This window comes from Roseomonas sp. WA12, assembly GCF_054165765.1.
In genome coordinates this window covers 1,093,214-1,105,960 of sequence record NZ_CM135108.1, presented here as the reverse complement: position 1 = coordinate 1,105,960, position 12,747 = coordinate 1,093,214, and the positions used below count along the sequence as shown (strand labels likewise).

At 70.4% G+C, this 12,747-nt stretch carries 12 protein-coding genes; 9 read left to right on the top strand and 3 right to left on the bottom strand.

Features of this window, described 5'->3' with window-relative positions:
- The first annotated feature begins 6 nt into the window (after positions 1-6).
- From ACVBD7_RS05310 to ACVBD7_RS05285, 6 genes are all read left to right on the top strand, one after another.
- Positions 7-2,979 (top strand): bifunctional [glutamine synthetase] adenylyltransferase/[glutamine synthetase]-adenylyl-L-tyrosine phosphorylase, encoded by a 2,973-nt coding sequence (locus ACVBD7_RS05310; RefSeq protein ID WP_458096459.1) that lies wholly within the window; start codon positions 7-9, stop codon positions 2,977-2,979.
- A gap of 33 nt (positions 2,980-3,012) precedes the next feature.
- Entirely contained in the window at positions 3,013-3,495 is a 483-nt protein-coding gene (bcp, locus tag ACVBD7_RS05305) for a thioredoxin-dependent thiol peroxidase (protein ID WP_458097641.1), read from the top strand.
- Positions 3,496-3,560: 65 nt separating this feature from the next.
- Positions 3,561-4,763, top strand: coding sequence for an MFS transporter (locus ACVBD7_RS05300; RefSeq protein WP_458096458.1), 1,203 nt, complete (start codon positions 3,561-3,563; stop codon positions 4,761-4,763).
- Between the two features lie 90 nt (positions 4,764-4,853).
- A complete protein-coding gene (locus ACVBD7_RS05295; protein ID WP_458096457.1) occupies positions 4,854-5,321 on the top strand; it encodes a hypothetical protein in 468 nt (155 codons plus the stop codon).
- Positions 5,322-5,325: 4 nt separating this feature from the next.
- A complete protein-coding gene (locus tag ACVBD7_RS05290) occupies positions 5,326-6,114 on the top strand; it encodes a DUF6065 family protein (RefSeq protein ID WP_458096456.1) in 789 nt (262 codons plus the stop codon).
- Between the two features lie 17 nt (positions 6,115-6,131).
- Complete coding sequence (locus ACVBD7_RS05285) at positions 6,132-6,878, top strand: TSUP family transporter (protein WP_458097640.1); 747 nt, start codon at positions 6,132-6,134, stop codon at positions 6,876-6,878.
- Positions 6,879-6,921: 43 nt separating this feature from the next.
- On the opposite strand, the gene ACVBD7_RS05280 is transcribed toward ACVBD7_RS05285, so the two are convergent.
- Both ACVBD7_RS05280 and ACVBD7_RS05275 read right to left on the bottom strand, forming a co-directional pair.
- Positions 6,922-8,268, bottom strand: coding sequence for an ATP-binding protein (locus tag ACVBD7_RS05280; protein WP_458096455.1), 1,347 nt, complete (start codon positions 8,266-8,268; stop codon positions 6,922-6,924).
- A 13-nt stretch (positions 8,269-8,281) separates the two neighbouring features.
- A complete protein-coding gene (locus tag ACVBD7_RS05275) occupies positions 8,282-9,001 on the bottom strand; it encodes a response regulator (protein WP_458096454.1) in 720 nt (239 codons plus the stop codon).
- A gap of 215 nt (positions 9,002-9,216) precedes the next feature.
- Here ACVBD7_RS05275 and ACVBD7_RS05270 point away from each other — a divergent pair, with 215 nt between their 5' ends.
- Entirely contained in the window at positions 9,217-9,903 is a 687-nt protein-coding gene (locus ACVBD7_RS05270) for a DNA-3-methyladenine glycosylase family protein (protein ID WP_458096453.1), read from the top strand.
- Here ACVBD7_RS05270 and ACVBD7_RS05265 read toward each other — a convergent pair.
- Positions 9,900-10,031, bottom strand: coding sequence for a hypothetical protein (locus ACVBD7_RS05265; RefSeq protein ID WP_458096452.1), 132 nt, complete (start codon positions 10,029-10,031; stop codon positions 9,900-9,902). The two genes, ACVBD7_RS05270 and ACVBD7_RS05265, sit on opposite strands and share 4 nt — an antisense overlap.
- A 210-nt stretch (positions 10,032-10,241) precedes the next feature.
- Here ACVBD7_RS05265 and ACVBD7_RS05260 point away from each other — a divergent pair, with 210 nt between their 5' ends.
- Positions 10,242-11,774 (top strand): circularly permuted type 2 ATP-grasp protein, encoded by a 1,533-nt coding sequence (locus tag ACVBD7_RS05260; RefSeq protein WP_458096451.1) that lies wholly within the window; start codon positions 10,242-10,244, stop codon positions 11,772-11,774.
- A complete protein-coding gene (locus ACVBD7_RS05255; RefSeq protein ID WP_458096450.1) occupies positions 11,774-12,715 on the top strand; it encodes an alpha-E domain-containing protein in 942 nt (313 codons plus the stop codon). Before ACVBD7_RS05260 ends, ACVBD7_RS05255 begins: the two co-directional genes overlap by 1 nt.
- The last annotated feature ends 32 nt before the right edge of the window (positions 12,716-12,747 follow it).

Sequence of the window (12,747 nt, the reverse complement as noted above, 5' to 3'; positions counted from 1 at the left end):
GCGCGCATGTCCGATGCCCAGCCAACCCGCCGTCGCCCGCCCACACCCCATGATCCGGCCGCCGCCGCCCGGCTGGCCGAGGATTTCACCGCCAAGGGAACGGCCGAAGCCGCCTACGCCGCCTCGCCGGCCGGCGCCGCCCTGCTCGCAGCCTTTGGCGGCAACAGCCCGTTCCTCGCTGATCTCGCGCTGCGGGAGGCCACCGCCCTGTTGCGCTTGGCCGAACGCGGCGCGGATGCCGCCTTCACGGCTGCACTCGACCCGCTCGGCCGCGCCGATCCCAGCGCCAGCTTCGCCCAGCTCGGCGCCGCGCTGCGACAGGCCAAGCGCCAGGCCGCGCTGATCGTCGCTGCCGCCGACCTCTCGGGGGAATGGGGGCTGGACGAGGTGACGGGTGCCCTCTCCACCCTTGCAGAGACCTGCATCGACCTGGCCTGCGCGCATCTGCTGCGCGAATCGGCAGGGCGCGGCGAGATCCACCTGCCCAATGCCGCGAAGCGCGACGCGCGGGCGGTGGCCAAGGGCTCCGGCCTCGTCGTGCTGAGCATGGGCAAGCTCGGCGGACGCGAGCTGAACTACTCCTCGGATGTGGATCTGATGGTCCTCTTCGATCCGGCGGCGGCCACCGACCCCGACCGCGCCCAGTCCGCCTATGTGCGTCTGGCGCGCGATCTCGTGCGGCTGCTGGAGGAACGCACGGCAGAGGGATACGTCTTCCGTACCGATCTCCGCTTGCGCCCGGACCCGGCGGCGACCCCTCTGGCCGTCTCGATCCCCGCGGCCATCGGCTACTACGAGAGCTTCGGCCAGAACTGGGAACGGGCCGCCATGCTTAAGGCCCGGCCCATCGCCGGGGACCGTGCCCTGGGCGAATCCTTCCTGGCGGAGATCCGCCCCTTCGTCTGGCGCCGCCATCTCGACTTCGCGATGATCGCGGACATTCATTCCATCAAGCGCCAGATCCACGCCGTCCACGGAAGCAAGCGCGGCGCCGGTGCCGAAATTGCGGTGGCCGGCCACGACGTGAAGCTCGGCCGCGGCGGCATACGCGAGATCGAGTTCACCGCCCAGGTGGCCCAGCTCATCTGGGGCGGCCGCGACCCCGGCCTGCGGGACCCCACCACCCTCGGCGCCCTGGCGGCCCTTGCTGCCGCCTGCCGCATGGACCGCCGCGCCGCGGCCGAGCTGGCCGATGCCTATGTCTTCCTTCGTGATGTCGAGCACCGGCTGCAGATGGTGGCGGATCGCCAGACGCACAGGTTGCCCGAGGACCCGGACGGCCTGGCCCGCATCGCATCCTTCATGGGCTACGCCGACACGGAATCCTTCTCCACCGCGTTGACCACCCATCTCCGCCGCGTAGCCAACCACTACTCCCGCCAGTTCGAGGCCACCCCTACCCTTTCCCTCCCCGACGACGAATCCCCCAACCTCGTCCTCGACACGGCGGAGGCGGACCCGGCCACGCTCGATGTTCTGAAAGGGCTGGGCTACGCCAATCCGGAGGGCGTCTCGGACCAGCTGCGCGCGTGGTACCAGGGCGCCCGGCGCGCCACCCGCAGCGAGCGCGCGCGGGAACTGCTGGCGGCCCTGATGCCCAGCATCCTCGCCGCCTTCGCCCGCCAGCGTGAGCCGGACGCCGCGCTGACCCGCTTCGACAGCCTGCTCGATCGCCTTCCCGCCGGGGTGCAGGTGCTGAGCCTGTTCCAGCGCAACCCGGTGCTGCTGGACCGCGTGGCCGGCGTTCTCGGCGCCGCGCCGGCCCTTGCTGACCACCTGGCGCGCGAGCCCTCCGCGCTGGAAGGCCTGCTGGCCGGCGGCGCCGGCACCGCGGCCGGCGCCCTTCCCGCCCTCGTCGGCGCCGCCCGCCACTACGAGGAGGTGCTAGAATCCGTCCGTCGCATCGTCACCGAGGGCCGGTTCGAGGTGGATGTCGCGGCGCTCGAAGGCAAGCTCGACGTGGACGCGGCCGGCATCGCCCGCAGCGACCTGGCCGATGCCGCCATCACCACCCTCCTCCCCCAGGTCTCGAAGGACTTCGCGACGCGCCACGGCAAGGTGGCCGGCGGCGCCATGGCGGTGGTGGCGATGGGCAAGCTCGGCGGCCGGGAAATGCTTCCCGGCTCAGACCTCGACCTCGTCCTCATCTACGACCACGCCGAGGACGCGACCGAGAGCGACGGGCCCAAACCCCTGGCCGTCGCCACCTACTTCTCACGCCTTGCCGCGCAGTTCGTCGCGGCGCTGACCGCGCCGGGCGCCGAGGGCAAACCGTATGAGGTGGACATGCGCCTCCGCCCCTCCGGCAGCAAAGGGCCCGTCGCCACCAGCATCTCGGCCTTCGAGCGCTATCACGGCCCGAAGCTTGGAGAGGGCGGACAGGCCTGGACCTGGGAGCGCATGGCCCTCACCCGTGCCCGCCCCGTCGCCGGTCCCGCCCCGCTCCGCCGGCGCATTGCCGAGTGCTGCCGCAACGCGCTGGCCACCCATGCCGGCCCGGCCGCCATCGCCGACGCACTGGCTATGCGCGCCCGCATGCTGCGCGACCTGCCGCCCGACGGCCCCTGGGACGTGAAGGCCATGCCCGGCGGGCTGGTCGAGGTCGAGTTCATCGCCCAGGCTCTGCAATGCGCCCATGCCGCCGAGCACCCGCGCATCCTCGCCTCCAGCACGCGAGACGCGCTCTCTAACCTCGCCCGCGCTGGCCTGCTGGAAACTGAGGAAGCGGCCATGCTGGTCACCGCCGAGCGGTTCTGGCGAACCCTGCAGTCCCTGCTCCGCCTCACCGTCGGACGCGTGCGGAGCGACGAACTGCCGCAGGCCTCTATCCACGCGCTCCTGCACGGCCTTGCCCCGCTCTGCTCGGCTGGCCCGATTGACCTCCCCGCCCTGCGCGCGCAGATGCGCGACACCGCGGCCGGGGTCCGACTCGCCTTCGAGCGACATATCGGCACCCTGCCGCAGAAGGGCGCTGGCTGAGGCGCCCGATGTCGTGGAGGACGGCACCGCGTGATGCGGGCCGGTGGCGTTGAAGGGGGCGAGATGATCGCGGTCGGGGACAAGGCGCCGGAGTTCGACCTGCCTGGCGCGGGCGGCAAGCGTATTAGCGCCGCCCTGCTGCGCGGCCAGCGTTATACGCTGTATTTCTACCCGAAGGCCGACACCTCCGGCTGCACCGTGCAGGCCCAGGGCGTGCAGGAAAACCTGGCAGCCCTGCAGAAGGCCGGTCTGACCGTGATCGGCGTTTCACCCGACCCGGTGAAGAAGCTGGACGCCTTCGCGGCGAAGTTCGGCCTGACCTTCCCGCTCGCCTCCGATGCCGACCAGTCGCTTGCCGGGGCCTATGACGCCTGGGTCGAAAAATCCATGTACGGCCGGAAATACATGGGAATGGAGCGCAGCACCTTCCTCATCTCCGCCGAGGGCACAGTCGAGGCGATCTGGCGGAAGGTGAAGCCGGCCGAACACGTGTCCCTTCTGCTCGGCGCCGCCTGAGGCGCCATGGACCGCCCAGCCCGCCCCGGCTAGCCTCCCACCAAACGAGTGCGGGAGCGCAGGTCATGCAAGGTAGGCCACTCGCGCTGCTGGTGACGCTCGCGGTTCTTTGCGCCGCCCTCGCCATGGGGTTGCGCCAGTCCTTCGGCCTCTATCTCGCGCCGATGACCACCTCGCTCGGCTGGTCCACCAGCGGCTTCGCCCTCGCCATCGCCATCCAGGTGCTGGTGAATGGCTTCAGCCAGCCCCTCGTCGGCCAGCTCGCGGACCGCTACGGCGGGCGCGTCGTCATCATGGGCGGCGCGTTGCTCTATGCCGCCGGCATCGCCGGCATGGCCCTCGCGCCCAGCCTGGGGATCTTCACCCTCTTCGCGGGCTTCGTCATGGGCGTGGCCGTCTCGGCAGCGGGCATGCCCGTCATCGTTGCCTCCCTCACCCGCCAGCTTCCGGATACGATGCGCGGCCGGGCGGCGGCGCTGGGTACGGCGGGCTCCTCCCTCGGTCAGTTCCTCGTCGTGCCGCTTTCCGGCGCCGCGCTGTCGGGCTTCGGCTGGCAGGTGGCACTGCTTGCCATGGCCGGGGCGGCCCTGTTGATCCTGCCCCTCGCCCTCCCCCTCGCCGGCCGGCCGCTGCCCAGGGCCGCTAGCGCCGAGCCGGAGGAGACCGCCCGCGCCGCCCTATCCCGCGCGCTGTCCTCGCGCATGTTCTGGTGCCTGTTCTTCGGCTTCTTCGTCTGCGGCCTCCACGTCTCCTTCCTTGCCGTGCACATGCCGGGCTTTGTCGCCCTCTGCCATCTGCCCCTGGCGGTTGGCGCCTGGTCCATCTCGCTGATCGGCTTGTTCAACATCATCGGCTCCCTCGGCGCGGGGGAGCTGACGCAGCGCTGGCGCCGGAGGGAACTGCTGGTTGCGATCTACGCGTTCCGCGCCCTGCTCATGGCGGTGTTCTTCATGGCGGAGAAGACCACCACCTCCGTCCTCGTCTTCTCCGCGCTGATGGGCATCCTCTGGCTCTCCACCGTCCCTCCCACGGTTGCCCTCTGCGCCCGGCTCTTCGGCACGCGCTGGCTGGCCACCATCTTCGGCCTCGTCTTCCTCGGCCATCAGGTCGGCGGCTTCCTCGGGGCCTGGCTGCCCGGTCTCCTTTTCGACCGCACCGGCAATTACGACACGATGTGGCTCATCTCGATCGCCGCTGGCGTCTTCGCCGCCCTGATCCACCTGCCGCTCCGCGAGCCTGCACCCATCCCCCGCCCCGTCCCGGCCTGACCGCTTCGCGTGAAACGATCCGCCATCGGGGTGGACAGGCGCCGCATCCTCCCCTTTCCTGCGGCCGATCGATCGGCGAGGAACTGGCACATGCGGCATGTCTGGGCGAAATGGATGCTGGTGGCGGCCCTGGCCGCCCCGCTCGCTGCGGCGGACGCGCAGCAGCCCCAGGCGCAGGCCCAGGCCGCACCGCATGCCTGGCTCTTCGGCTCCTGGACCGGCGGCATCTTCCCGGCCACGGAGACCGAGGGGGCTGACTGCGCTGCCCAGCCCACCGTCATCTTCACCCGGGATGTGGTGATGCGCGTCTCGGTGCTCGAGGTGCCCTACCGCCAGCGCCTGATCGAGACAGTGGCCGGCGGCGCCGATGCGGTCGAGTTCCGTCTCGCTCCCGCCTCCGCCTCCGTCGCCCCGCTCGGCGGCCGCCTGCCGCCCGACACCGCCTTCGGCTGCGCCAACCCGAACAATCTGCGGGTGGAGCGGCGCGGGCCGAACGAGATCTTCTTCCCCAACTGCGCCGAGTTCCCCAGCCCCCTCAAGCGCTGCACCGCGCGCTGACGCCATGCCCGGGGGTACCGGATCGGGGAATGCGCCACCCAGCGCTTCGCAGGACGACGCGCCCCCGATCCGGCTGACGGCCCACACCCTCAGCACCCCGCCGCCCGGCTTGCGCCCCGCCCCCACGCGGCGGGACTGGATGGACGCGACCCCGCAAGGCTTCGCAAACCGTTGCCTGCCGCTGACCATCGCCAATGCCCATGGCTGGGAGGTGGTCGGCGAGGCGGGGTTCGAGGCGTGGTGGAACGGCGGCCCCAACCCTGCCGACATCACAATCCGAACCGAGCGTACGGGCCGCCCCGCCCCCACCAGCCATTTCGGTGCTGGCGTCCTCACCTTCCATATCGACCTGCTGTTCCGGACCGACCCTGGCATCAGCCTCTGGGTCTCAGGCTCGCCCAATGCACCCAAGGACGGCATCGCGCCCCTCACCGGCGTGGTGGAGACCGACTGGTCGCCCGCCACCTTCACCATGAACTGGCGCTTCACCCGCCCGAACCACCCCGTCCGCTTCGCCCCGGGCGAACCCGTCTGCTTCCTCTTCCCCATCCCGCGGGACCTGGTCGCGCGCGTGGAACCCCGCATCCGGCCCCTCGCGGCCGAACCGGAACTGGACGCCGCCCATCGTGCCTGGAGCGCCTCGCGCGATGCCTTCAACGCCGCTCTGAAGCAGCCCGGCAGCGCCGCTCGCACCGAGGGCTGGCAGCGTGGCTATCACCGGGGACGCATTGCCGGTCGGGAAGCCGACGACCACCTGACCCGCCTCCGCCCCCGGGATTTCGAGCCGGGCTGAGGCCCGCGTTGCCGCCCATGCCCCTGCCCGACCTCCCGCCGGGTCCCGCCCTGGCCTTCACCCTCGCCACTGCGGCCGTCGCGGGGCTGGCTCGCGGCTTCTCCGGCTTCGGCGCGGCGCTGATCTTCATCCCGCTGGCCAGCGCCACCCTCGGCCCGCGCGTGGCCGCGCCTCTGCTGATGCTGGTGGACAACCTCACCGCGCTGCCGCTGGTCCCCGATGCCTGGCGCCGGGCCGATCGCGGCGAAGTCGCCTCCCTCAGCGCCGGCGCCCTTCTCGGCGCGCCTGCCGGCGCCTGGTTGCTGCTGCACCTGGATCCGCTTGCGCTTCGCTGGACGATGTGCGCGCTCGCCATCGCGATGCTGGCCTTGCTCGCCTCCGGCTGGCGCTACCATGGCCGCCCGGCGCTCCCGCTCTCGGTCGGGGTCGGCGCCAGCTCCGGCCTGCTTTCCGGCGCGGCCCAGATGGGCGGACCGCCCGTCGTTGCCTACTGGCTCGGCGGCGCCATCCCGGCCACGCGGGTGCGCGCCAACATTGTGTTGTTCTTCGCCGCCAGCGGACTGATCAGCGCCGCCACCTACCTTCTCGGCGGGCTGCTGACGGCCGAGGTGCTGCTCCTCTCCGCGCTGCTTGCGCCGGTTTACGGCATCGGCCTGTGGTGCGGCAGTCGCCTGTTCGGACGTGCAAGCGAGGCGGGCTTTCGGCGCGCCTGCTTCCTGCTCATCGCCCTTGCGGCCGTGATCGGGTTGCCAGTCTGGGGGTAAAGGTGACCTTGCAGAGGCTCAGCGTCCGACGCGCCGACACCCGTCACGCCGGCAAGGTCACCTCCGCCGAAAGCCCGCCCTCCGGCCGGTTCCGCAGCACCACGTCCCCGCCATGCGCCCGAAGGATGTTCCGCGCGATCGGCAGCCCGAGCCCCACACCCCCTGTCTCGCGGTTGCGGCTCGCCTCCAGCCGGCGGAAGGGCTGGAACACCGCTTCCTGGCTCTCCTCGGGGATACCCGGCCCGTCGTCCTCCACGCTCAGATGGATCTGCCCTCCCTGCGGCGGCTCCATCACCACTCGCGCAACCCCGCCATAATTCGCGGCATTGGCGACGAGGTTCGCCAGCGCCCGCTTCAGCGCGATCGGCCGCGCGCGGATCGTCAACCGCTCCGGCCCCTTGTAGCAGAAGCCATCCGCGTCCTCTTCCGGCCGCGCATCCGCCGCCTCGTCCAGCACGGTGCGACACAGCGCCGCGAGATCCAGCGGCACGGACGGCTCGGCCGCCGCATCATCCCGCGCGAAGGCGAGCGTGGCATTCACCATCCCCTCCATCTCCGCGAGGTCGGAGAGCATCTTCGCGCGCTGCTCCTCGTCGTCCATGAACTCGGCGCGCAACTTCAGCCGGGTGATTGGCGTGCGCAGGTCGTGTCCGATCGCGGCCAGCATCTGCGTGCGGTCGCCCACGAAGCGGCGGATGCGCTCGGCCATGGTGTTGAAGGCGTGCGCTGCGGTCGCAACCTCCAGCGGCCCATCCTCGGGCATGGGAGGCGCGTTCACGTCACGCCCGAGCGCATTCGCCGCCCGTGCCAGGTCCCGCACCGGCCGCGTCAGCCGCCGTGTCGCCCAGACGATCAGCGCGGCGGCCGCTGCCGTCATCAGCAGAAAGGCGATCAGGAAGGTCTCAGAATGCCAGGGCCGCAACGGCGGCATGTGGATCGTCACGTTCAGCCACTGCGTGCCATCGGGAAGCAGCATGGCCAGGTAAAGCGTCCCGAAGCGCATCCCGGCCTGCACCTCACGCGGGCGCAGCCGCGGCGGCCCGCCCAGCAGGAATTCCGGCCGCACCATCCGCAGCATCGGCGGCGGCGCCGGCAGCATTCCCATCCGCACAACCGGCTGGTCGTCGATGGCTGCGTCCAACCCCGTCGGCAGGTCCATCTCGGAAAGGAGTGAGGCCCGCCGCTCCGGCAGCGCGACGACCAGGGCGCGCCACAGCCCGAAGATGCGCGCCGACACCTCCCGCTCCGTCGCCGCGCGCTGCAGGTCCACCCGGTCCAGCGCGTGAATGGTCAGGCCCGCCGCCTGGACCGCCATCAACGCCACCAGAAGGAACACCGCCGTCCGCGCTGCCAGGGTGCACGGCAGGAACCGGCGCGCGAGCGCCTTCACGAGCCGCGCCTGCTCAAGAAGCCCGTTCCACATCCGCCGCCAGCACATAGCCCCCGCCACGCACCGTCTTGATCAGGCTTGGGTTCCGCCCGTCATCCTCCAGCTTGCGGCGCAGGCGCGAGACGGCGACGTCGATCGCGCGGTCGAAAGGCCCGGCCTGCCGCCCGCGCAGCAGGTCCATCAGCATGTCGCGCGTCAGCACCCGGTTCGGCCGTTCCACCAGCACCGTCAGCAACTCGTACTCGCCCCCGGTCAGCGACACCTCCGCCCCGTCCGGGTTCAGCAGACGCCGCCGCTGCGGCTCCAGCGTCCAGCCTCCGAAATGGATCGCACTCGGCAGCGGATCGCGTCGCGGTCCCTCGCCATGTGCACGCCGCATCACCGCACGGATGCGCGCCAGCAACTCGCGCGGGTTGAATGGCTTCGCCACATAGTCGTCCGCGCCCAGTTCCAGCCCGACGATCCGATCCGTCTCCTCGCCCATGGCGGTGAGCATGACGATCGGCACGTCCGACTGACTCCGCAGCCAGCGCGCGAAATCCAGCCCGGACTCGCCGGGCATCATCAGGTCCAGCACCACGATGTGGTACCGACCCAGCGGCCAGGCGCGCCGCGCCTCCCGCGCTTCCCGCGCCGTGGTCACGCGGAATCCCTGCTTCTCGAGGAAGCGGGCCAGCAGCTCGCGAATCTCACGGTCGTCATCGACGACCAGGATGTGGGGGGCGGGTTCCATACCCTGTTACATAGCGCGCCCCGTCCCCGTGTCGCGGGTCGCGTTGTTACAATCCATGTCGGAATGGCCCGCCGTTGCCGGGTGTTTCACCATCACGGGATCGCGGCTTGGATCGGCAGGGGTTTGCGCCCAGATGGGGGTCAACGGCGTCACCCTTCCCCCCCAAATCCGGGGCGGCGCCGCAGGAACGGCGGTGGGCGGACCCGCATCCCCCCTTGCAGCGGACCCCGCCGCCGTTCACCTCCCTACTCATGTCGCATCCGCCGGAATGGGCCCAGGCCGGCCTCCTCGCCCTCGCGCGGACTGATCCCGCTCTGGCTGCAATCCCCGACCGCTGCGGCCCCCTCCCCTGGCGCTATCGCCCGTCCGGCTTTCCCGGCCTTCTCCGTGCCATCTGTGGCCAGCAGATCAGCAACCAGGCCGCCGGCGCCATCTGGACGCGCCTGCGCAGCCTGCCCGGCGCGCTGGACCCGGCTGGGCTGTTGTTGCTGGATGACGCTTCGCTCTGCGGCCAAGCCGGCCTGTCTCGCCCCAAGGCGGCCCATGCCCGCAGCCTCGCCACCGCCATCGCCGAGGGGCAGCTACGCCTCCATGAGCTCCCGGGCATGTCGGATGAGGAGGCGGTGGCGCATCTCTGCGCCATCCGCGGCCTCGGCCGCTGGACCGCCCAGGTCCATCTTCTCTTCGCCGAGGACCGGCCGGACATCTTCCCGGAGGGTGACCTCGCCCTCGCAGCCTCCCTCACCCTGCTCCGCGGTCTGCCCGCGCGTCCCACGCCGCGTGCCCTGGCGGCAGCCGCTGCGGAATGGGTGCCGTTCCGATCCCTGGCGGCCCGGCTGCTCTGGCACAACTGGCGCCACGCCACAGGCCACCCCGGGGCAGACCCGGATGATGACGTTTAGAGGCCCAGGGCCACCACGACCTCACCCAGAGCCCAGAAGGCCGGAAAAGCAACGACGAAGGCCAGCATGGCTTCGCGCAGAGCGTCGTTCGGGACGATCGGGCGGGTTGCCGCGTGAAGGTATCTCATGAGCAGGAGTGAACAAAACATGAACGACCGAAGCAAGCAATGAGTCGCGCAGTCCTGCCCTTCGCGTATTGCAGCCCGAAACCCCTTCCCCTTCCCGCGCGTCTACAAAGGGAGTTCCGGCCAAGGTGAGCTGCCCCCCCTCGCCCGGCACGCGACTTGCTGCAACCATGGCGCGGCAGCCCATCCAGGCTGCGCCACACGGAGGACAGGGTGCCGGCCTTCGACGAAATGAATGACGGGGGCGGAATCCGCCCGGCTTACGCAGGCATCGCCCGCTATCTCGCCAGCGCCGGTGGGGCTGCCTTGGAGGCGAAACGGCGGGAGGCGGAGGTTCTGTTCCGCCGGATCGGCGTCACCTTCGCGGTCTACACCCAGGGCGGCGACCCCGAGCGCCTGATTCCCTTCGACGTGATCCCGCGCGTGATCGCCCGCCAGGAATGGGACAGCCTGCGCCGCGGGCTGGAACAGCGTGTCCGCGCCCTCAACGCTTTTCTGGCAGATATTTACGGTCCGCGCCGGATCCTCAAGGAAGGCCTGGTGCCCGCGGAACTGGTCCTCAAGAACGAGGGCTACCGCGAGATCATGGAAGGCTTCACCCCTCCAGGCGGCGTCTACACCGTCATCTCCGGCATCGACCTCGTCCGCACCGGCCCGGAGGAGTTCTTCGTGCTGGAGGACAACTGCCGCGTCCCTTCCGGAGTCTCCTATATGCTGGAGAACCGCGAGGCGATGATGCGCCTCCTCCCCAATCTCTGCTCGGCCCACCGCATCGCGCCCGTCAGCCACTACCCCGAGGAGTTGCTGGAAACCCTGAAGTCCCTCGCCCCGCCAGCTTGCATGGGCGATCCGACCGTCGTCGTGATGACGCCGGGGCCCTTCAACTCCGCCTATTACGAGCACTCCTTCTTGGCCGACGAGATGGGCGTCGAACTGGTAGAGGGCGCGGACCTCTTCGTGCGCGACGAAACGGTGTTCATGCGCACGACGGCAGGCCCTCGCCGCGTCGACGTCATCTACCGCCGCATCGACGACGAGTTCCTAGACCCCCAGGCCTTCCGTCCGGACTCCGCTCTTGGCGTGCCCGGCCTCATGGCCGCCTACCGCGCCGGCCGCGTGACGCTGGCCAACGCTCCCGGAGCCGGCGTCGCCGACGACAAGGCAGTCTATCCCTTCGTGCCCGACATGATCCGCTTCTACCTGTCGGAGGAACCCATCCTCCGCAACGTTCCAACCTACATGTGCGAGCGCGACGATGAGCGCGCCTATGTGCTGGAACATATGCATGAGCTGGTGGTGAAGCTGGCCCGCGGGTCCGGCGGATATGGCATGCTCGTCGGCCCGCACAGCACGGCGGAACAGCGCGCCGATTTCGCAGCCCGTATTCGCGAGAAGCCGGGCGACTACATCGCCCAGCCCACACTCGCCCTTTCCACCGTGCCCACGCTCTGCGACACCGGCCTGGCGCCACGCCATGTAGACCTCCGCCCTTTCATCCTCTTCGGGCGCGATCAGATCCGCAGCGTTCCCGGCGGCCTCACCCGCGTCGCCCTGCGCGAGGGCTCACTCGTCGTGAACTCCTCCCAGGGCGGCGGTACGAAGGACACCTGGGTGCTGGAACAGGACCCACCGCCGATGACGCAGTCCATGGGCCAGGGCGGGATGACGCAGAGCCTCGGCGGCATGACCCAGAGCCTGGAACCACTACAGCCTCTGAAGCCGCTTTTCGGCGAGGAGCGTGGCTGATGCTCGCACGCACCGCCGATAGTCTCTTTTGGCTCGGCCGCTACATGGAGCGCGCCGGCAACATCGCCCGCGCACTCAACGCGACGCTGCGCATGGCGTCCCTCACCGCCCCGCGCGGCACGGAACTGGCCGAATGGTCCGGCCTGCTCAGCGCGACCGGAACGGCCGAGCACTACGCGCAGCTCTATGGCGAGCCTACCCCTCCACAAGCCGTGCGCTGGCTGACGCTGGACACGCTCAATCCTTCCTCGGTCGCCGCCTGCTTTGAATCCGCGCGCCGCAACGCCCGCGCAGTTCGTACCGCCCTCACCGTCGATATGTGGGAGGCCGTGAACGACACCTGGATCGACCTCCGCAAGCTTGACCCCGGCGAGGCCGATGGCGACCGCGTCATGGGCTTTCTCGATTGGGTGATGGCCCGCACTGTCCTCTTCAACGGCGCCGCCATGGACACCATGCTGCGCGACGACGCATGGCGCTTCGTTCGCCTCGGCACGATGCTGGAGCGTGCGGACAACACCGCCCGCCTCCTCGCCGCCCGCGGTGATGCCTTCGCACCGGGCGCGGAGGAGGACGCAGCCAACTACGCACAATGGCAGGCGATGCTGCGCTCCGTCGCCGCACTGCGCGCCTATCAGCACCTGTTCCGTGAGCGCCTGCGCCCGGCCCGAGTGGTCGAGCTGCTGCTGATGCGCCCCGAACACCCGCGCTCCGTCACCGCTTGCTACGAGGAGGTGAACGACATCCTCAGCGTCCTTGCGATGCATGAGGGCGAGGATCGCGTCGCCTGTCGCCGCCTCGCCGCCGCGCTGCGCGGCCGCTGCGTCGCCCACAGCCCGGCACGGTTGATGGAGAACGGGCTCACCCCGCTGCTGACCGAGATCGTCGATGGGAATGGGCAGCTCGGCGTCTCGATCGGAAAGTGCTTCCTGGTAGGGTGATGAACGACAAGCGCGCCGTCTGAGGTGCAGAG